Here is a 19,454-nt window from a genome sequence, read left to right on the forward strand (position 1 = left end):
GAAGGGTTGCTAAGAGCCGGAAAATCAATATAGTTTTCATTAGTTAATTATAGTAAAAAATATAAACAGAGTATTTGATCATTAATTTTTTATGAGTAAAAAAATAACGAAGATTTGCTGTATCGGCGCCGGTTATGTAGGTGGCCCAACTATGGCTGTTATTGCACAAAAATGCCCTGACATTCAGGTAACTGTAGTAGATTTAAATCAGGCCCGTATTGATGCCTGGAATGACCCGGATACTGAAAAGATCCCGGTTTACGAACCAGGTTTAGATAAAGTCGTGGCTGAAGCCCGCGGAAGAAACCTTTTCTTCTCTACTGAAGTTGACAAAGCCATTGACGAAGCTGAAATGATCTTCATTTCGGTAAATACCCCAACCAAAACTTATGGTTCAGGTAAAGGTATGGCTGCCGATCTTAAATATATTGAGCTTTGCGCACGTCAGATAGCCCGTGTTTCAACCACTGATAAAATAGTAGTTGAAAAATCAACGTTGCCTGTACGTACTGCTGAAGCTGTGAAAAATATTCTTCAAAATACCGGTAACGGTGTAAACTATCAGATACTTTCAAACCCTGAGTTTTTGGCTGAAGGTACTGCTGTTGAAGATTTACATGCGCCTGATCGCGTATTAATCGGTGGTGATACTACTCCTGAAGGTCAGGACGCGGTACAATCATTAGTAGATATTTACTCACGTTGGGTACCGAGAGAAAGAGTGTTAACCACTAATCTTTGGTCATCTGAGTTATCAAAACTTACCGCTAACGCTTTCCTTGCACAACGTGTATCATCTATCAACTCATTATCTGAGTTATGCGAGCGCACCGGTGCTGATGTATCAGAGGTAGCCCGTTCAATTGGTACCGATAGCCGTATCGGCCCTAAATTCCTGAAATCATCAGTAGGTTTCGGTGGTTCATGTTTCCAAAAAGACATTTTGAACCTGGTTTACATTGCCAGATCTTATGGTTTGAGAGAGGTTGCTGATTACTGGGAACAAGTAATTATCATGAATGATCACCAAAAACGTCGTTTTGCCAACAACATTGTAAAAACACTTTACAATACTGTATCAGGCAAAAAGATCGCTTTCCTGGGTTGGGCGTTCAAAAAGGATACTAACGATACCCGTGAGTCGGCCGCTATTTATGTAGCTGATGACTTGTTGAACGAGCAGGCAGGTATCACAGTTTACGATCCGAAAGTACCGGCAAGCCAGGTATATTCAGATTTGGACTATTTGGAAACACGTAGCTCTGAAAAAAACAAACAATATCTTACTGTGGTTGAAGATCCGTACGAAGCTTGTAAAGATGCCCATGCCATTGCTGTATTAACAGAGTGGGATGAGTTTAAAGATTACGACTGGAAAAAGATCTACGACAACATGAAGAAACCTGCTTTCGTATTCGACGGAAGAAGCTTGCTTGATCAGGCAAAATTGTCTGAAATTGGTTTCAAAGTATATGTTATAGGTAAAGAAGCTACAAAATAAGCATTACCAAAATATAGAATATATAAAAAGGTTCCGCTAATCAGCGGAACCTTTTTTGCTTTAAAGCGGAATTATCAGCAGTGGTATTTTTGACTGATTGGCAACATCTACAGATGTTGGGCTGTTGAATAGTTTGTATAACCAGCCATGCTCGTGGCGTCCCATCACGATAAGATCAATCGAAAATTTTTTTGATTCATCGAGAATTGTTTCGATGGTTGCTCCCTGTACTAATAGTCCTTCGGCATTATGCCCGGCCTGTTTTAATCCTGCAACTAATGTTGCCAATGCATGATGCTCTTTTTGCAGGTTATGAGCGACGTCGTCACGTATGTACTGCGGCCCCACACTGTAGCCAACAAAGTCAGGGTCGGGAGCTGCGATATGTATCAGCCATAGTTTTGCATTATTTATGGAGATCAGCTCGGTGGTTTTGTCAAGTATGTGGTTTACATTGTCATCAATATCGACAGCGATTAGAATATTTTCCATAGGATACAAAGTTTAAGTGTTGTATCCTGATTAACAATGAGGATAAAGAATAGTTGTAAGGAGTGAAGGCTAAATATCTTTCTTTATGCTGTTTAATATATTCTCAGCACGTTTTTGCCAGGTATAGTGCTCTTCAAAATCTTTAAAAGCAGCTTGTCCAAGTCGCTCCCTCAAAGCAGGGTCCTTAGCAAGCGTGGTAAGCGCATCCACCCAAGCCTGCACATCCTCCGGATCGCATAGTATCGCGTTGTCCTCGTTCAAAACCTCTCTCAATACGGGAAGGTCAGACGCGACAATAGCCTTACCATGAGCCATGTAATCGAACATTTTCAGGGGAGAAGTATAATCACTTATATTAATCGATGAACCTCCCAAAAAGAACACTTTTTTTTGATTAGGCAGTAAGCAAATATCAAATGCGTTAATGTAAGGCGATAGCGAATTTTGTTGTATAAAACCATGGAAGATGATGTTATCTAATCCGGTATCATTTACAACGTGCATCCATTTTTCAATATCGGCAGGCAAGCCACCAATTACATGAAATTTAGCATGCGACATCGCTTTAGCAACCTTTACTATTATTTCCATACCCTTGCCTTCATACAAAGATCCAACATAACCTATGTGAATTTGATTAGGATCCGAACTTAAACTGGCCTTGTCAGTATTCTTAGGATTATTAGAAGCATCCGGTGCAACGAATAGTTTATCGGCAGAGAACCCTTTTTTAAGAAAGGCTTGCTTTAAAGAATTTGTTATTAAGATGATTTTTTGTAGATGGCTGGAACTGTACAGTAATTTAGAATAGAATTTCTGTATCTTTTTCCCATTTATATCAGAGTGATGGTATTCAATTATAGTGCTTATTTTAAACAAGCAAGCTACCGCTGCAATTTCTGTATGACGGGTATATATTAATGTGTCTGTAGTTTTTTTTATATGCTTCAGGGCTAAATACGGGAAGATGTATTTCCAACCGCGATATTGGGGTAATGCTACAAAAACTAACTCGAAATTTTTCTTTACGTTATAAAATTCAAATATATCAGGAATGTTTATTGCTATATTTCCCGAAAAGCGCTTATCCTCATTGTTCGGTAGAATCAGTTTGACATTGTGTCCATTGTCTGCAAATGCTTCACACATTTTCATAATGTGAATGGTATGCGCCGAATAGGCGGGGAATAGCGCAAATGTAACATAGGATATATTCATTTTTTAGCAAAAATTGAGTCAAGCTATATTAATCTCATTCGCCACTTTATCTATAAATATATCAAATCCATGATTGCTTGTTACGATGTTTCTTAAATATTGCTTATTAATATTTAACTGATTGTTATGTATATTAATAATGCGTCTCGCAATTTGTTCATTAGTTTCATTACCTATCTTGTATTCAATGTCTATCAAATCGAATAGTGCTGAATTAGAGGTTAGAATAGGACATCCTGTAGACAAGGATTCCATTAATGATTTATCCATGCTACCAGTCTCGCTAAAACTTAAGTGTACAAAAGAGTCGTCATAAAAGGCAGGAATAACATTATTATTCAATGAGCCTTTAAAATATATGTGATTTTCCAATTTATTTTGTAAGATCGACTCTTGTAGCTCATTATAATATAATTTATCGTCATTATTTAGTGGGGCTCCAATGACGGTAAAGGTACATTGTGGTAATAGGCCTTGATGTATAAGTATTGCGAGAATCTCAATGGATCGATCAATTCTTTTTGCTTTTGATATACGCCCAACATATAATATGTTAAATGATTTTTTAGTTGTTTTTTTAAGTTTGAAAAGATCAGTATCAATACCTTGACCAATATATACTACTTTATTTGATGGGATTCGAAACCCTTTTTCTGTTGATGTAATTATTTTGTCGGCAAAATGATGAGCCAGTTTTAGCCATTTCGTTACCGTGCCATGTGCATACCAAATTGTTACAGAAATCTTTGTAATCTTAAAAAAAGGTGCGAAACGATATGCCCAACGATAGTTCATGTGCATGAAACAGCGGTCAAATTGATATTGGCGATGAAGATTCCACACCCAAAGGTTAAGCACGTATTCACCTCCAAACCATCTGTAGGGAGCCTTTGCAAGAAATGGGAACTCAATTATCTTGACATTGGATGGAAGAATACCAAGGTTCTGTTTTCTGTGAGTGATTACTGTTATATTATTAAATTTTTTAGATAAAGCATATGCAACACGTATTTGCCAGGATAATACCTGCGATTCCGTATCCATCACATAATTAATTATCAATAAATTCACCCTTCAATAAATTTATTTCTTATACAAACACTTTTCCCAAGACTCTGCATATTTCTTTAGATATTCCTTTTTATTGGGGTAAGTATGCAAAGTTAATGCAGTGTAGGCATTTTTTACAAGGGTTTGGCGTAGAAGAATATCTGTTAAAAGCCTTACAGTATTATTGGCTAAAGCTCCAACATCTTCAACTCTTGATATTAGTGCACTTTCCTCGTTAATGAAAACATCTCCCATTATACCAACTGATGTGGAAACCATAGGGACACCAGCTGCTGCCGCTTCAACAAACACCATCCCGTAGCCTTCGTAATTTGCGGTGTGTAAGAATATATCGGCGCCTTTGTAGTAAGATACTACGTCATTTTTTCTGCCTTCAAAAATTACGTTGTCAGTCAGTTTGTATTTTGTGACCAACCTTTTTAAGCGGTGCTCTTCACTTCCTTCTCCCAAAATAATGAGGCCGCTATTGGGTATGGTCTTCAGTACTTCCTGAAATACCTTAAACGCTATGGGATAATTCTTTTGTTTGCCCAAACGGCCTACCATAATAATATGGTGTGAAAACTGCGGGTATTTTTGTTTAAGACTAAACAACGGGGGCTTTTCTTTTATAAATCCGGTATCTACAAATACTGGCAATAAGGTTACCCTTTCTACAGGGATCGCTAATGCGGTGTCTGTTAGTAACTCCTTAATGGTATTATTTACCACTCTCACAGCTGTGGCTTTGGGCAGAAGGAACTTGGCAAGCCACTGGCGAATGTTACTAACCTTGGATTCGTGTACAAAATGGGGGTTATAAAAATCGTTGTGAACTTGCAGCTGTAGCGGCAACCGGAAAAATGTGGCCAGCATCCATGATAAAAAACCTATTTCAAATGGGTCTTGGGCGGTGATTAAGCTTTCCGATTTGTTAGTATGTAATTTGCGGATTATCTGATAGCCCAACTTTAAGCCAGATAACAATGCCATTACCCTGTATGTTGATCGTATAGGGTATACCCAAATGTTTGAAGACAATTGTACACAGCCGCCGTTTGATTCAGTGGGGATCTTTTTGCTTAATACCAGTATATGCAGTTCAGATGTTAAAGCGCCATATTCAAGTATTCTTTTTCGTACATTACTCTCCGGATCCAGTATAAAAGGATCACCACTAATCATTATTACTTTCATCAACAAATATCAGGTGGTACAAGAGTAGCGGCTATACGCAAAAAAAGAGCGGTCATATTCATATCCGATTTGTGCTTAAAATAACTATAAAAACAATCTTTAAAGAAAAATACTGACAAAAAATTCAATTATCAATATAGGTATTCAGCTATGTTGGCATATCCAAAGAAGTAACAATTGTTTTCTCTGAATTACGTACTTAAGTTTTAAGGGGGTTAACTTAAGGGCTTTTTATTAAATTATTGAGCCGTGCCAAAAATAGCCATTATTATAGTTTTTCAAAAATTATTTGCTTGTAATGATAAGTGTTTTTAATAGCAAAGGTTTTCAATTTGGGTAATATTATAAAACGTATTTGTATTGTAAATAGTTACTGTTAAAAGTATATTAATTATAAACTTCAAGATATTTTATTTGATTGATTGTTAATATGCTAAAAAAAATAAATATTTTTTAAAATATTAAAAATTTTCCATTCTTTTGTGGTACTGTTAAAGGGGCTAAATTTATATTCTTAAATTTTTTTTATATTATGCGTAAGCATATATGCATATTTCACCTTATAAATTTTTATGGTATTAAAAAAACTTTCCGGCTTAGCGCTTAGCGTTTTAAGTCTTTATGTAGTATTAAGCGCCAGTTCTTGTGTTTCTTACAAAAGTGTCCCTTACTTTCAAGATTTAGATTCTGCACAAACCTCAATGGTTGCCTCTGCTTATCACGAGCCTACTATCGTTAAAAACGACCTGTTAGGTATCTACATCAGCTCGGGTAGTGAGACTACTCAAACCTTGTTCGGTACCCTGCCTTCAGAGGCCAGCGTTACCACAGCGAGTCAAAACGCGGGTTCGCAGGTTGATGGTGATGGTAATATATATATCCAAACTATCGGTAAGATCAAAGCCGAAGGCTTAACAGTAATTCAGCTTGGTAAAATAATCAGGGATGAAGCCGCTAAATACGTAAACAACCCTACTGTTGTGGTACGCGTGCTTAATTTTAAAATATCAGTTATAGGTGAGGTAGCACATGCGGGCGTATTTTCAATACCAAACAGTAAAGTGAATGTGATTGAAGCCTTAAGTATGGCCGGCGATTTGAAGATAACCGGTAAACGTGAAAATATATTGGTGATCCGCCAGGCTCAAAATGGCAGCCAGTTACAGTTTGCAAGGCTCGATCTGCGTTCAAAAAATACATTCAGCTCTCCGTATTTTTATTTGCAGAATAACGACCAGGTATACGTAGAACCAAGTGTTAAACGCCTGCAACTTCAGGACAACGTATATCGTAATATATCTATCGTAGCAAGTGTGCTTACAGTTATAACCGTGGTTATCACGAGATTATTATAGCATAAAATTACTTACCTATCAAATTCTAATGCATCAGGATCCAAACAGCAATCCTTCTTTTAACCAGCAGTCGGTTAGTAATGAAGAAGAAACGTTCAATTTTAAAGCAATAATAAGCGTATACCTATACCACTGGCCATTATTTGTTGTAGGTATAATTATAGCATTAAGTATAGCGGTTGTATACTTAAGGTATACATTACCTGTTTACAAGGTAGAGGCCTCTTTATTGATAAAAGACAGTCAAAAATCAGCTTCCGACCCTTTATTGAGTGAGTTGGAGCTTATGAATAATAATAAAGTAGTTGAGAACGAAATAGAAGTATTAAAGTCGAAAACGCTTATGCAGGCCGTTGTAAGTGGCCTTAATGTAAACGTTAGCTACTCAACCCCGGGCAGGGTAATTGAGCAGCCACTTTATAAAAATCCTCCAATCAAATTATATGTTATTGATATGGATGATAAGGTTACTCATTATCAATTAACATTTAAATACAAAGGCGCTAACCGTTATACAGTAGTTAACGAAAACGGTGACGAGTTTAACGGTGAGTTCGGTAAAATTTACAACAAATTTTTTGGTACCTGGAAGTTAGATAATACCGCGAGCTTAGGATACTATAAAAATGAAGAAATAATTGTCAATATCGCTCCGGTAGGTATAGTTGCCGATAGGATATTGAACAGTCTTACTGTAGCGCTCATCTCTCCATCATCAACTGTACTTTCAATTTCGCTTACCGATGCTGTTCCGCAGCGTGGTATGGATATATTAGGTCGCCTGGTTATTGAGTATAACAAAGCAGCGGTTGAAGATAAAAACAGGGAAACCGAGCGTACACTGCAATTTGTACAAGGCCGTTTAGATTCTTTAACTAAAGAATTGGATGTTGCCGAACGCAACGTGGAAACGTTTAAGAGCAGCAAAGGTCTTACCGATTTAACATCGGAGGCTCAAATGTACCTGCAAAACGTAACTGTTGTTGATACTAAATTAAGCGATATCAATATTCAGTTGAGTACTATTGAAAGCATCGAGAAATTCATCAACGGTACAAACGCGCAGGCGGTACCAAGTACTTTAGGTTTGTCAGATCCGGTTTTGCTTGGTTTGATCTCTAAACTGAGTGATCTGGAACTGCAACGCGACAGGTTATTATCAACCGGTACGGCCAATAACCCAATGATAGCGCCTTTAGAGTCGCAAATTGCTGCAACACGTTTGGCAGTTAAGCAAAGTATCGATGTATTGAAAAAAGGTATTGTTGATACCAAGAAGAACCTGAGCGCGACATCATCAAAACTGGAAGGTTCAATACGTAATGTACCTTCGCAGGAGCGTGAGTTCATCGGTCTTAAGCGTCAGCAAACTATTAAAGATAACCTGGTTACTTACCTGTTACAAAAACGTGAAGAGGCCGCATTGTCTTATGCTTCTGCCGTGGCCGACAACAGGATAATTGACCCGGCGTTTTCAAACAACAGCCCGGTTACACCTAAAAAACCAATTGTATATGCAATGGCCATTCTATTTGGCTTGTTGATTCCATTTGGCTATGTGTTTGGTAAAGATCAGTTGAATAACAAAATTGTTGGTCAGCAGGATATTGTTGCTAAAACAAAAACACCAATACTGGGTGAGTTGATGTATCAGAAAGGTACTGAAACTGTAGTGGTTACCGAGAAGAGCCGTAACGCGATATCAGAGCAATTCAGATCGTTACGTACCAACCTGCAATTTATGTACGGTTCGGCACAGGGCTCACACGTAACACTGTTTACATCGAGCATGTCGGGTGAGGGTAAGAGTTTCGTGGCGCTTAACTTAGGTGCCGCATTGGCCATCACTAATCGCAGAACGGTAATACTTGAGCTCGATTTAAGGAAACCAAAAATCTCACAATACCTGGCTATTAAAAACAGCAACGGTATCAGTAATTACCTGATAGGCCGTGCCGAAGCTAAGGATATTATACAGCCTACTACCATTAATCCAAATCTGTTCGTTATCGGTTCGGGTCCAATACCTCCAAACCCAGCGGAGTTACTGGAGAAACAGGAAATGGCCGATTTGATCACTTACCTGCGTGCTAATTTTGATGAGATCATCATTGACTCACCGCCGATTGGTTTGGTTACCGATGCCCTTGTATTGGCTAAACTTGCCGATACCAGCCTCTACATTGTAAGGCACGGCTATACCATGAAGAGCCAGCTGCAGATAGTAGATCAGTTGTATCGTAATAATAAATTCCCCAAAATGGGTATTATCATGAACGCTATCGAATCTACCGGAAGATATGGTTATGGCTACGGTTACGGCTACGGCTATGGTTATGGCTATGGTTACGGCTATGGTTATTACTCAGATGACCAAATTAAAGGAAAGTTCTCGTTCAAGCGATCATTCCAAAATTTTATGAAAAGGTTTTAGCATTAAGCTATAGCACAATATCAAAAGCCGGTGGGAAATTTCCTACCGGTTTTTTTGTTTATATAATAGATCATTTTATTCCTATTGGTTGTGAGGTAGATAGCGTTTAAAGTATTAAATGAACAGGGTTTTGTGAATAAGTGTCGGTTTGTGAGAAAGTATGTGAAACCTTGGTAAAGTTATCGTTTACGAAATATTATTAAATAGGCTCTTTAATTGAATAGTTATTAATAAAACTATATTTTTTTTATTTTATTTGCATATTTATAAATAATGAGTAGATTTGTTACTCAATCTGTATAAAACGGGTGTGAACAGAAAAACACACATCTGTACAATAGTGAAAAACAGCATGCTCGAAGCATTAATTACATCTAAAACACGCGTTAAACTACTGCTTAAGTTTTTTCTTAATTCAGACACTAAGTCGTATTTAAGAAACTTAGAGAGCGAGTTTGGCGAGTCGAGCAATGCCATCCGTGTTGAGCTTAACCGCTTTGAAGAGGCCGGTTTACTGGTTTCATCAACATCGGGCAATAAGAAAATGTTTCAGGCCAATAAGGAACATTCCATGTTTAAGGATATTAACAATATCATCTTCAAGTTTGTAGGTATTGACGAGATCGTAGCGAAGGTGCTTAACCGCATAGGTGAACTTGAAGTGGCATATATTATCGGCGATTTTGCAAAAGGGGTTGATAGTAAAATAATTGACCTGGTGCTGGTGGGCGAAAACCTTAATCTTACTTACGTTAACAGGCTGATAGAGAAAACAGAAGCCATCATCAGGCGTAAAATAAGATTGCTGATTGTGCAGTCGCACGAGCTGGATGGTTTTTTGGAGGGTAACAGTTCTTTACTGATTTGGAAAAGTGAGGGAGCAATGGACAGTAAAGATGTAAAACAAGAAATGTAAACATTGTATAAATAAAGTACTGCGTTATAGGTGCTTCATAACTAAAAAATCTATGAATAAAATATTAATCACAGGTGCAGCGGGTTTTGTGGGGTTTCATTTAGCCAACAGGTTGCTGAGTGAAGGCTATGAGATAACGGGTCTTGATAATATCAACAACTACTACGATGTAAACCTGAAGTACGATCGACTGGCTGATGCCGGCATACCTCAGGAAGTAATTGAGTATAACCAACCCGTAACCAGCACAAGATACCCTGCTTATACCTTCATTAAGCTTGATTTAAGCGACAGGGAAAACATCAACAAATTATTTGAGCAGGAAAAATTTGACTACGTTATTAACCTGGCCGCGCAGGCAGGGGTAAGGTACTCAATCATCAATCCGCATGCTTATATTGACAGTAACGTTTACGGTTTCCTTAACATATTGGAAGCTTGCCGTAACTTCCCTGTAAAACACCTTATTTACGCGTCGTCGAGCTCGGTATATGGTGCAACCAGCAAAATACCTTTCTCTGAGGATGACAATGTAGATAACCCGGTATCTCTTTATGCGGCTACAAAAAAATCAAACGAATTATTCGCGCATACTTACTCACACCTATTCGGTATCCCGGCAACAGGCTTGAGGTTCTTCACGGTATACGGCCCATGGGGCAGACCTGATATGGCTTATTTCTCGTTCACCAAGGCAGTACTTGAAGGTAAACCTATCCAGGTATTTAACAATGGTGTAATGAAGCGCGATTTTACCTACATTGACGACATTACCGAATCGATATTCAGGCTGTTGGGCAAACCACCGGTAAAAGCTACTGAATTAACAGAAGGCAGCACCATATTGAAACCTGCTTGCGTGGTATACAACATTGGTAATAACAACCCGGTACAACTGATGGATTTTATTACCGAAATTGAAACAGCAACCGGTAAAGAAGCGGTGAAAGAATTTTTACCGATGCAGCCGGGTGATGTGCCGCTTACTTATGCCGACACTACCAAACTTGAAAGCAAGATTGGCCCGATTGAAGGTGTTAACATTGATAAAGGGATAAAAACATTTGTGGATTGGTACACTGCCTATTATATAAATAATGAAACTGAAGTTTAAAAATAGCTTTATTGGGTATTTCCAATTTTATTACGGCGTATTAGGCGGTAAACTCATCGCGTACCTGTTTTTAAGCGTATGCGTAAGTTTCCTCGATGGTATGGGTCTTGCTATGTTCATGCCTTTATTACAGGCAACTGATGGCAACCCTAACGCCAGTAATAAATCAATGGGGCAGCTTCATTACATTACCGATTTTATAGTAAGCATGGGCTTCTCGCTATCGCTTGTTACAGTATTGGTAGTATTGGTATTGCTTTTTGTTATAAAGGGCGGCTTAAAAATGGTACAACTGAGTTACCAGGTAAACCTTAGGCACATATTTATGCGTAAAGTACGGTACGCGCTGGTAAATAACCTGAAAGGCTTAAGCTATGGCGGTTTCTTAAAACTGGATGCAGGCCGTATTCAAAACACGCTTACATCTGAGGTTGCCCGCTTATCGCAAACCATGAACTTCTACTTCAGCGCCGCGCAAGCCGCGGTGATGTTGCTAACCTATATCTTCCTGGCGTTTTTAACCAACTACCAGTTTGCCATATTGGTGGCGGTAGGCGCGGGGGCATCAAACTTCCTTTACCGTAAAATATACATCGCTACCAAAAAAGCTTCAATCGGCGTATCTGAAAAAGGCAGCCAGTTCAACAGCTTATTAACACAGGCGATATACAACTATAAATACCTTAAATCAACCAATTATTTCAACAGGTTTTCAACCAAGTTATTCAAGGTAATTGATAAGATAGAGGTATTGAACAAAAAGATGGGTTTTTACAGCGCTATCACATCCAGCGTAAAAGAGCCTATGATCATTGTTATCGTATCACTGGTAATCTTTATACAGGTAAACCTGATGAACGCGCCGCTGGGATCGATACTGTTATGTTTGCTGTTATTCTACAGGGCGTTAAGCTTCCTGGTTATCGTGCAAAACTTCTGGCAAAACTTTATCCAGAATATTGGTTCGATGCACCTGGTATCAACCCTGTATGATGAATTGGAAAACGAGCAGGAAGAACAAGCCGCGACAAGCTTCAACAGCTTTAGCGATCAGATCAACTTTAAGGATATCATCTTTGCCTACGGCGAAAACAGGGTACTGAATAACCTGAACCTGGTAGTACCTAAAAACCAAACCATAGCGTTGGTAGGCGAAAGCGGCTCGGGTAAAACTACATTGGCCAACATGGTATCGGGCCTGATACAACCGGCAGAAGGTACCGTGCTGATAGATGGTGTTGACATGAACCAGTACAACCGCAACAGCTATCGCGATAAAATTGGTTACATATCACAAGAGGCTGTTATCTTTAACGATAATATTTTCAATAACATCACTTTTTGGGATGAGCCTACCGAAGAGAACATCAAACGTTTTTGGGATACGATAGAGCTGGCGTCGTTAACTGACTTTATCTCAAATCAGCCTAAACAAGAACTTACCGAACTGGGTGATAATGGTATCCTGATATCTGGCGGACAAAAACAACGGATCTCGATAGCGCGTGAGCTGTACAAAAAGGTAGAGATACTGATTTTGGATGAGGCTACATCAGCGCTCGATTCGGAAACGGAACGTGTGATACAGGATAATATTGAAAAGCTGCATGGCAGTTACACCATGATCATTATCGCGCACCGTTTATCAACCATTAAAGATGCCGATACCATTTACCTGCTTGAAAAAGGTAAAGTGACCGCGTCGGGTAAATTTAACGAGATCATAGAAAGCTCTGAAAGGTTCAGAAGGATGATCTCGATGCAGGAAGTATAACCAAATTACATTCATAATAAACTGAGTACTAAAAATAAAAAAAAGGAAAATATGTTTAAGTTTAATTACCAAGCGCCCAAAATTATATCTGAGATAGGATGTAACCACATGGGTAATTTTGAAACTGCTAAAGAATTATTATTCTTATCAAAAGCTGCAGGTGCAGATTACGGAAAGTTCCAGAAACGTACTAACAAAGAGTTATTAACTCCTGAGCAGTACAATGCACCACACCCAAATCCTTACAACTCTTATGGTGATACTTATGGTGCTCACCGCGAGTTTTTAGAGTTTAGCCAGGAGCAACACGCCGACTTGAAAAAATATTGCGAGTCTATCAACATTGGTTACGCTACTTCTGTATGGGATCTTACTTCGGCTCGCGAGATCATCGAGATCGGCGCTGAACTGATCAAAGTTCCTTCGGCTTGTAACAACCACTACGAAATGTTGAAGTTGCTTAGAGACGGTTACGAAGGCGATATCCACCTTTCAACCGGTATGACAACGAAAGACGAAATTGAAGAAGTTGTTAAATTCTTTGAAGAAACCGGCCAGGCTAAAGATCGTTTGATCGTTTATAGCTGTACTTCAGGCTACCCTGTACCTTTCAATGATCTTTGCTTGTTAGAGATCAACAACCTTTACGACAGATACGAAAGCCGTGTTAAAGCTATCGGTTTCTCTGGTCACCACTTAGGTATTATGGCCGATGTTGCCGCTTACACCTTAGGTGCACACTGGATCGAGCGTCACTTCACCAAAAACCGTGCTTGGAAAGGTACTGACCACGCTGCTTCATTAGAGGTATCAGGTTTACAAAAACTGGTAAGAGATTTACACCACGCACACGAAGCGCTTACTTACAAAAACACTGAGATATTGGATATCGAAAGAGTTCAACGTGAGAAATTGAAATACAGAAAATCTGAAACTGCATAATAATATGGCTATAGCTTTTATCCCGGTACGAGGAGGAAGTAAATCAATCCCGCTGAAAAACATTAAACTTTTTTGCGGGAAGCCATTAGTGTATTGGTGTGCACTGGCATTACAGCAAAGTAAGGCTATTGATAAAATAGTGATTGCTACTGATTCTTCAGAGATTAAGGATGTGGTAAATGCCTTTGGCTTTTCAAAGCTGGAGGTTTACGACCGCGACCCTGAAAACGCTACTGATACGGCTTCAACTGAAGCTGTAATGCTGGAGTACATCAATAAATATAAGGATGCCCTGGCCAATGAGTACTTTGTGCTTGTACAAGCTACCAATCCTTTTATAAAAGCTGCCGACATTGACGATGCTTTCGCGTTGCTTAATGCGCAGAGTGCCGATTCGTTGCTTACCTGTGTAAGGTACAAACGTTTCTTTTGGAACGAGGACGGTACGGCCATTAACTACGATTTTAAAGCGCGTCCGCGCCGTCAGAACTTTGACGGTACCTTAATGGAGAACGGCGCATTCTATATTTCAAAAGCAACAGGTATAGTTGAGTACGAGAACAGGCTTTTCGGTAAGATAGCCATTTATGAAATGCCCGAATATACCGCCTTTGAAATTGACGAACCCGACGACTGGATGATTATGGAGAAGCTTTTCCATAAGTATTTTGCCGATGTAGTGACCAGCGAGAGCACCCCTGCAAAGAAGATAAAGCTCTTTTTAACAGATGTAGACGGAGTGCTAACCGATGCCGGAATGTATTATACTGAAAACGGCGATGAGCTGAAGAAGTTTAATACACACGATGGTATGGCTTTTAAAATTTTGCGCGAGGCAGGTATTAAAACCGCTATCATTACATCAGAAAATACACAAATAGTTGAACGGAGAGGCAAAAAGTTGAAAGTAGATTACGTTTTTCAGGGAAAAGGCTACGGCTCAAAACTGGAAGCGGCACTTGAAATTTGCGCGCTCGAAAACATAACCATTGACGAGGTAGCTTATATTGGCGACGATATTAACTGCGTAAACCTGTTAAATGCTGCCGGTATTAAAGCCTGCCCCGCTAACGCTACAAGGGTAATAAAGGCCTTACCGGGTATTAAGCATCTTGAACGTAAAGGCGGCGACGGCGCTGTCAGAGAGTATGTTGAATGGTTGTTCGATAACAATTATATTGCCGGGCAACAAAGCTAAACCATCTTAACAAACAAAATGAGAATTCTACACGTGGCATCTTTTGATGGTAACATCGGGGATAACGCAAGTCATATTGGGTTCAGGAAATTGCTTAACACGGTAGTTGGCGATAACGTAGCCATTACCCAGTTAGAGATACGCAAGTTTTACAATAACTACAGCTTGCCCGATAAACAACAGTTTGACGATAAGTTTGCCGAACTGGCAAACGGATACGACCTGTTGTTTATTGGCGGCGGTGGTTTTTTAGATTTTGATGTTAAGGGCAGCGGCACGGGTACCACCATTAACCTGTTGCCCAACATCCTTGAAAAAATTAAAACGCCTATCATTATATCAAGTATAGGCTCAAACCCGCGTAACACCATCCCCGAAGGTAACCTGGAGCGTTTCAGGAGCTTTTTGGATGTGTTTCTGGCTAAAGAGAACACCTTTTTGGCCGTACGGAACGATGGGTCGAAGGATGTACTGAAGAATGTTGTTGGCGCGCAGTACGACGCGGCTATTCCGCAGGTGCTTGATCATGGTTTCTTTTACGAGAACGATGGCAGCTTTTACCGCGCTACACCAAACAAGTATATCCTCATCAATACCACATCAGACCAAGTTCAAATGAAAAACCGTTTGCTGGGCGAGGTGGATGAGGCATCTTACACAACGGAGATGACCAAAGTACTCAACTACATTATCAACGAAACCGATCGTGATATTGTATTTGCACCGCACATTTACAGCGACTACAAGGCCATTGATTCCTTGTTGAAAAATATTAACGATTTCCATATCCGTACACGCATAGCGGTAACCCCGTATGTGCAGGGCGATTGGGGTTGTAACCAAATTTTTTCGGCCTATAAAAACAGCAACATGGTAATAGGGATGCGTTTCCATGCCAATGTATGCAGTATAGGTATGAAAGTGCCAAGCATAGGCCTGGCCGCGCTTGACAGGGTAATGAGGATGTATGAAAGCGTAGGGCTTTCAGATAACGTTGTACCGGTAGATCAGCCACTGTTTGAAACCGTTGTTGACAAGATCAACGCGAGGCTGTCGCAAACCGAAGAACGCATTACCCCCGAGTTTGAAGAATTAAGAAAAAGTACTATTAAAACCTATCAGGACGCTTTTAAAAAGCTTCATTTAATATAAGATATTGCTGATGAAAAACAAGATACTGATACTCCCGATTGAAACAAAGGCCAGAGAACTGGAGCCGAGACTGCTTTTGGCAAGTCACGCTTTAAAAAATGGTTACGCGGTATATATTGGCAATAAATCTGCCATGAACAGAAACCGCGACTTGATAAAACCAGGTGTGGTTTTTTATAAAGACGCGTGGAAAGTGGGTGGTGCTATGTTAAAGCCATTTCACGAGCGGGGTAGCTTTATTGTAGGTAATGATGAAGAAGGCTTAGTTACCATTAGCGACGAAATTTACTTAAGCCAACGCATTGATAACGATGTGCTGGATATGTTCAGCCAGTTTTATACCTGGGGCAACCACCACCGCAACATTGTTTTGGGGGTGTATCCTAAAAAAGAGAAAATATTGTCGTTAGGCAATTCACGTATAGATTTTTTACGCAAAGAGCTGGATTATTATTCAGACGTGCAGGCCAATGAGCTGAAAGACAAGTATGGTGATTTTGTAATGATCAACACCAAATTGAGCGCTTATAACCACAGCTTAGGCCCCGAAGGTTACATCGACCTGTTCAGGAAACAGGGGATGTTTAAAACTAAGGAAGACGAAGAATTTCGTTACAGCTTTCAAAAATATGCCAAAACCCTGTTTGATCACTACATGGAGCTGGTTCCGCTGATGGCGAAAACCTTCCCGAAGATCAACTTCGTATTAAGGCCGCATCCGTCGGAAAATACCGAACCATGGTTGAATCTTACTAAAGATCTGCCTAACGTATTTGTTGATCGTAAAGGCAATATCTCTAACTGGATAAAAGCATCAAAAGCGGTTATCCATACGGATTGTACTACAGGTATTGAAACCGCTATTGCCGGTACACCGGTTATAGCCTACAGACCAATAAAGCAAGAGAACGACGGTATGTACCTGCCAAATGCGTTAAGCAGAGAGGTGCTTACGCAGGAAGAACTGATCAAAACCCTTGACGAAGCTGTTAATCACCGCGATACATTCGAGGTGTTATCTAAATCGCAGCAGGAGTTGCTTGATCTGTATGTAAGCCATAATTCGGGTGGCGAACTGGCAACCGAGGCCATGGTTAAAAGCATGAACGAACTGCCCGCCGCTACGTACTCTGACTTTGAGATCAACTTACAAAACCTGAAAATAAAAGCCAAAAATAACCTGAAGGCTATTGCCCGTAAGGTGATTGGCAAAAAGCTTAACCCTAACCAGTATTCGCTTAGTAAATTCCCTTCGCTTACCGTTGAGGAGGTAGAAGATTCGATGAATAAGATGCTGCCCGGCGTAAAGCTGAAGTTTGATATGGTTGACGATCTGTTTATCTATATATCAAGGGCCTAAAAAGTAATATTGATATATGGATATTATTTACGCTACAAACGCCCAGATACCATCAAGAGCCGCGCATAGCCTGCACTTTATGAAGCAGTGCCAGGCCCTGGCCGAAAATGGTAACAAGGTGAAACTGGTTTTTAAAAAAGGCACTGATAATATCACCGATCAGGAGATATTTGATTTTTATAACGTAAAGCCAATTTTTGAACTGGTGAGGCTTAAACATTACAGCTTTAAAGGCAGTAAACTGATATACGGCCTTAATGTAATGCGTTATGCACGTAATAAAGGCGCGTTGGTTTTCACCCGCGATCTTAATATCGCCGCTTTATCATCGGTGATATTTAAATTGAAGACCGCTCTGGAACTGCACGTAGCGCTGAATGCTTCAGGTTTTGAGGGTAAATCGTTTTGGAAAACGCTGTATAAGCGCATGTTCAAAAGCCCGTTGCTAACCAAGATCTTTGTAATATCCGACGTGTTGAAGCAAAACGTAGTGGCCAACGGCTTAGATGCCGCTAAAGTAGTAGTAGCGCATGATGGCTCTGATTTGCCGGAAACAAAAGAAACGGTAGACTTAGGCCCTAAAGGAGCTTACGTGTTAGAGGCCGGTTATGTAGGCCACCTATATGCCGGTAAGGGAATGGAGATAATAATTGAGGCAGCCACGCAATTACCCTTAGTAAGGTTTAATATTGTAGGCGGCCTCGAAAACGATATTGAAAAATGGAAAGCGGAAGCCACGTCAAAAGGGCTTACCAATATTGTTTTCCACGGGTTTGTAACCCAAAAAGAAGTAAGTAAATATATCAATAGCTTTGATGTATGCCTGCTGCCCAATAAAAAGGTAGTACGTATGTTCAAAAACGATAATGTTAACATCGGTGAGTTTACATCGCCTTTAAAGATGTTTGATTATATGGGCCATGCCAAAGCTATCATCGCCTCGGATATTGTGGTATTGCGCGAGGTGCTTAATGATGATAACGCGGTACTATGCGATCCGGATGTGATACAAACATGGGTTGATGCTTTTAACAAGCTAAGCAACGATGCCGCGTTCAGGGAGCGCATAGGTAAAAACGCTTACATCGATTTTAAAAATAATTATACCTGGAAGGTTAGGGCCAAAAACATAGTTGCTGAAATTGAAAGCGCGTTATGAAAATGCTGAAGATCAGAAATTCTATATCCCGTAAAGTAAATGGCGTAAGAAACTCATTTAAGGTTGCTTACATAAGGTTTGTTTATGGCGATAGCTTTCGTATTGGCAGCGTACGTTTAGGCAAACGCTTCATTATTGATATGTCGGCCTCAGGTGCCCGCGTGGTTTTGGGCAATAAAGTTACCTTTAGGGATAACTGCACCATACGCGTTAGTCAGGATGCTTCGTTAACATTGGGCAACAACGTGTTTGTTAACAGCGGTACATCTATCAATTGCAGACAAAAAATAACAATCGGTAACGATTGTATGATAGGGGAAGGGGTTAAGTTTTATGATCATAACCACCGTTTCCGTGATAAAAATACCCCTATTGAAAAGCAGGGATTCACTTTTGGGGCCATTACTATAGGCAATAATTGCTGGTTAGGCTCTAATGTGGTTATCCTGAAAAATGTAACCATTGGCGATAATGTGGTGGTAGGGGCCGGTTGCGTAATAGCTACAGACGTGCCTTCGGGTTCAATTGTTAAAAATAATTCATCGCTCAGCATAACAAACTTTTAATATCGTTCAGGTAAAGTTACTTTTGG

At 39.8% G+C, this 19,454-nt stretch carries 16 protein-coding genes; 12 read left to right on the forward strand and 4 right to left on the reverse strand.

All coding sequences use genetic code 11. From position 1 onward, the window contains the following. Window positions 1-91: 91 nt before the first annotated feature. On the forward strand, window positions 92-1,501 hold the full coding sequence (locus AC07NA_RS20495; protein ID WP_494899349.1) for a UDP-glucose 6-dehydrogenase: 1,410 nt from the start codon (window positions 92-94) through the stop codon (window positions 1,499-1,501). 60 nt (window positions 1,502-1,561) lie between these two features. On the opposite strand, the gene AC07NA_RS20500 is transcribed toward AC07NA_RS20495, so the two are convergent. The 4 genes from AC07NA_RS20500 to AC07NA_RS20515 form a co-directional block, all read right to left on the reverse strand. Continuing rightward, window positions 1,562-1,993 (reverse strand): universal stress protein, encoded by a 432-nt coding sequence (locus tag AC07NA_RS20500; RefSeq protein ID WP_494899350.1) that lies wholly within the window; start codon window positions 1,991-1,993, stop codon window positions 1,562-1,564. Between the two features lie 69 nt (window positions 1,994-2,062). Beyond that, a complete protein-coding gene (locus tag AC07NA_RS20505) occupies window positions 2,063-3,211 on the reverse strand; it encodes a glycosyltransferase family 4 protein (protein ID WP_494899351.1) in 1,149 nt (382 codons plus the stop codon). A gap of 18 nt (window positions 3,212-3,229) precedes the next feature. After that, window positions 3,230-4,255, reverse strand: a complete 1,026-nt coding sequence (locus AC07NA_RS20510) for a glycosyltransferase family 4 protein (protein ID WP_494899352.1) — start codon at window positions 4,253-4,255, stop codon at window positions 3,230-3,232. 39 nt (window positions 4,256-4,294) lie between these two features. Continuing rightward, complete coding sequence (locus tag AC07NA_RS20515) at window positions 4,295-5,458, reverse strand: glycosyltransferase (RefSeq protein WP_494899353.1); 1,164 nt, start codon at window positions 5,456-5,458, stop codon at window positions 4,295-4,297. Window positions 5,459-6,030: 572 nt separating this feature from the next. Here AC07NA_RS20515 and AC07NA_RS20520 point away from each other — a divergent pair. The 11 genes from AC07NA_RS20520 (at window position 6,031) to AC07NA_RS20570 (ending at window position 19,428) form a co-directional block, all read left to right on the forward strand. Beyond that, window positions 6,031-6,813, forward strand: coding sequence for a polysaccharide biosynthesis/export family protein (locus AC07NA_RS20520; RefSeq protein WP_494899354.1), 783 nt, complete (start codon window positions 6,031-6,033; stop codon window positions 6,811-6,813). A 28-nt stretch (window positions 6,814-6,841) separates the two neighbouring features. Beyond that, window positions 6,842-9,247: a GumC family protein gene (locus AC07NA_RS20525; protein ID WP_494899355.1), complete on the forward strand. Its 2,406-nt coding sequence runs from the start codon at window positions 6,842-6,844 to the stop codon at window positions 9,245-9,247. 352 nt (window positions 9,248-9,599) lie between these two features. Beyond that, on the forward strand, window positions 9,600-10,163 hold the full coding sequence (locus AC07NA_RS20530; RefSeq protein ID WP_494899356.1) for an ArsR family transcriptional regulator: 564 nt from the start codon (window positions 9,600-9,602) through the stop codon (window positions 10,161-10,163). Window positions 10,164-10,215: 52 nt separating this feature from the next. Next, window positions 10,216-11,277 carry an NAD-dependent epimerase gene (locus tag AC07NA_RS20535; protein WP_494899357.1) on the forward strand — a complete coding sequence of 354 codons (1,062 nt, stop codon included), beginning with the start codon at window positions 10,216-10,218 and terminating at the stop codon, window positions 11,275-11,277. Continuing rightward, on the forward strand, window positions 11,261-13,051 hold the full coding sequence (locus AC07NA_RS20540; RefSeq protein ID WP_494899358.1) for an ABC transporter ATP-binding protein: 1,791 nt from the start codon (window positions 11,261-11,263) through the stop codon (window positions 13,049-13,051). The genes AC07NA_RS20535 and AC07NA_RS20540 overlap by 17 nt, the downstream gene beginning before the upstream one ends. A gap of 108 nt (window positions 13,052-13,159) precedes the next feature. Beyond that, complete coding sequence (locus tag AC07NA_RS20545; RefSeq protein ID WP_494899359.1) at window positions 13,160-13,993, forward strand: N-acetylneuraminate synthase family protein; 834 nt, start codon at window positions 13,160-13,162, stop codon at window positions 13,991-13,993. Window positions 13,994-13,997: 4 nt separating this feature from the next. After that, window positions 13,998-15,191, forward strand: coding sequence for a cytidylyltransferase domain-containing protein (locus AC07NA_RS20550; RefSeq protein ID WP_494899360.1), 1,194 nt, complete (start codon window positions 13,998-14,000; stop codon window positions 15,189-15,191). A gap of 18 nt (window positions 15,192-15,209) precedes the next feature. Further along, window positions 15,210-16,343, forward strand: coding sequence for a polysaccharide pyruvyl transferase family protein (locus AC07NA_RS20555; RefSeq protein ID WP_494899361.1), 1,134 nt, complete (start codon window positions 15,210-15,212; stop codon window positions 16,341-16,343). 10 nt (window positions 16,344-16,353) lie between these two features. Continuing rightward, on the forward strand, window positions 16,354-17,703 hold the full coding sequence (locus AC07NA_RS20560; RefSeq protein ID WP_494899362.1) for a surface carbohydrate biosynthesis protein: 1,350 nt from the start codon (window positions 16,354-16,356) through the stop codon (window positions 17,701-17,703). A 16-nt stretch (window positions 17,704-17,719) separates the two neighbouring features. Beyond that, window positions 17,720-18,862, forward strand: coding sequence for a glycosyltransferase (locus AC07NA_RS20565; RefSeq protein ID WP_494899363.1), 1,143 nt, complete (start codon window positions 17,720-17,722; stop codon window positions 18,860-18,862). Continuing rightward, window positions 18,859-19,428: an acyltransferase gene (locus AC07NA_RS20570; protein ID WP_494899364.1), complete on the forward strand. Its 570-nt coding sequence runs from the start codon at window positions 18,859-18,861 to the stop codon at window positions 19,426-19,428. Before AC07NA_RS20565 ends, AC07NA_RS20570 begins: the two co-directional genes overlap by 4 nt. Window positions 19,429-19,454 lie beyond the last annotated feature (26 nt).

The sequence above is a fragment of the Mucilaginibacter sp. GW821-FHT07G05 genome, assembly GCF_059418565.1.

Excerpts from the sequence above, each read along its gene's own strand:
- AC07NA_RS20495 (WP_494899349.1), top strand. The coding sequence starts at position 92 with ATGAGTAAAAAAATAACGAAGATTTGCTGTATCGGCGCCGGTTATGTA.
- AC07NA_RS20500 (WP_494899350.1), bottom strand. The coding sequence starts at position 1,993 with ATGGAAAATATTCTAATCGCTGTCGATATTGATGACAATGTAAACCAC.
- AC07NA_RS20505 (WP_494899351.1), bottom strand. The coding sequence starts at position 3,211 with ATGAATATATCCTATGTTACATTTGCGCTATTCCCCGCCTATTCGGCG.
- AC07NA_RS20510 (WP_494899352.1), bottom strand. The coding sequence starts at position 4,255 with ATGGATACGGAATCGCAGGTATTATCCTGGCAAATACGTGTTGCATAT.
- AC07NA_RS20515 (WP_494899353.1), bottom strand. The coding sequence starts at position 5,458 with ATGAAAGTAATAATGATTAGTGGTGATCCTTTTATACTGGATCCGGAG.
- AC07NA_RS20520 (WP_494899354.1), top strand. The coding sequence starts at position 6,031 with ATGGTATTAAAAAAACTTTCCGGCTTAGCGCTTAGCGTTTTAAGTCTT.
- AC07NA_RS20525 (WP_494899355.1), top strand. The coding sequence starts at position 6,842 with ATGCATCAGGATCCAAACAGCAATCCTTCTTTTAACCAGCAGTCGGTT.
- AC07NA_RS20530 (WP_494899356.1), top strand. The coding sequence starts at position 9,600 with ATGCTCGAAGCATTAATTACATCTAAAACACGCGTTAAACTACTGCTT.
- AC07NA_RS20535 (WP_494899357.1), top strand. The coding sequence starts at position 10,216 with ATGAATAAAATATTAATCACAGGTGCAGCGGGTTTTGTGGGGTTTCAT.
- AC07NA_RS20540 (WP_494899358.1), top strand. The coding sequence starts at position 11,261 with ATGAAACTGAAGTTTAAAAATAGCTTTATTGGGTATTTCCAATTTTAT.
- AC07NA_RS20545 (WP_494899359.1), top strand. The coding sequence starts at position 13,160 with ATGGGTAATTTTGAAACTGCTAAAGAATTATTATTCTTATCAAAAGCT.
- AC07NA_RS20550 (WP_494899360.1), top strand. The coding sequence starts at position 13,998 with ATGGCTATAGCTTTTATCCCGGTACGAGGAGGAAGTAAATCAATCCCG.
- AC07NA_RS20555 (WP_494899361.1), top strand. The coding sequence starts at position 15,210 with ATGAGAATTCTACACGTGGCATCTTTTGATGGTAACATCGGGGATAAC.
- AC07NA_RS20560 (WP_494899362.1), top strand. The coding sequence starts at position 16,354 with ATGAAAAACAAGATACTGATACTCCCGATTGAAACAAAGGCCAGAGAA.
- AC07NA_RS20565 (WP_494899363.1), top strand. The coding sequence starts at position 17,720 with ATGGATATTATTTACGCTACAAACGCCCAGATACCATCAAGAGCCGCG.
- AC07NA_RS20570 (WP_494899364.1), top strand. The coding sequence starts at position 18,859 with ATGAAAATGCTGAAGATCAGAAATTCTATATCCCGTAAAGTAAATGGC.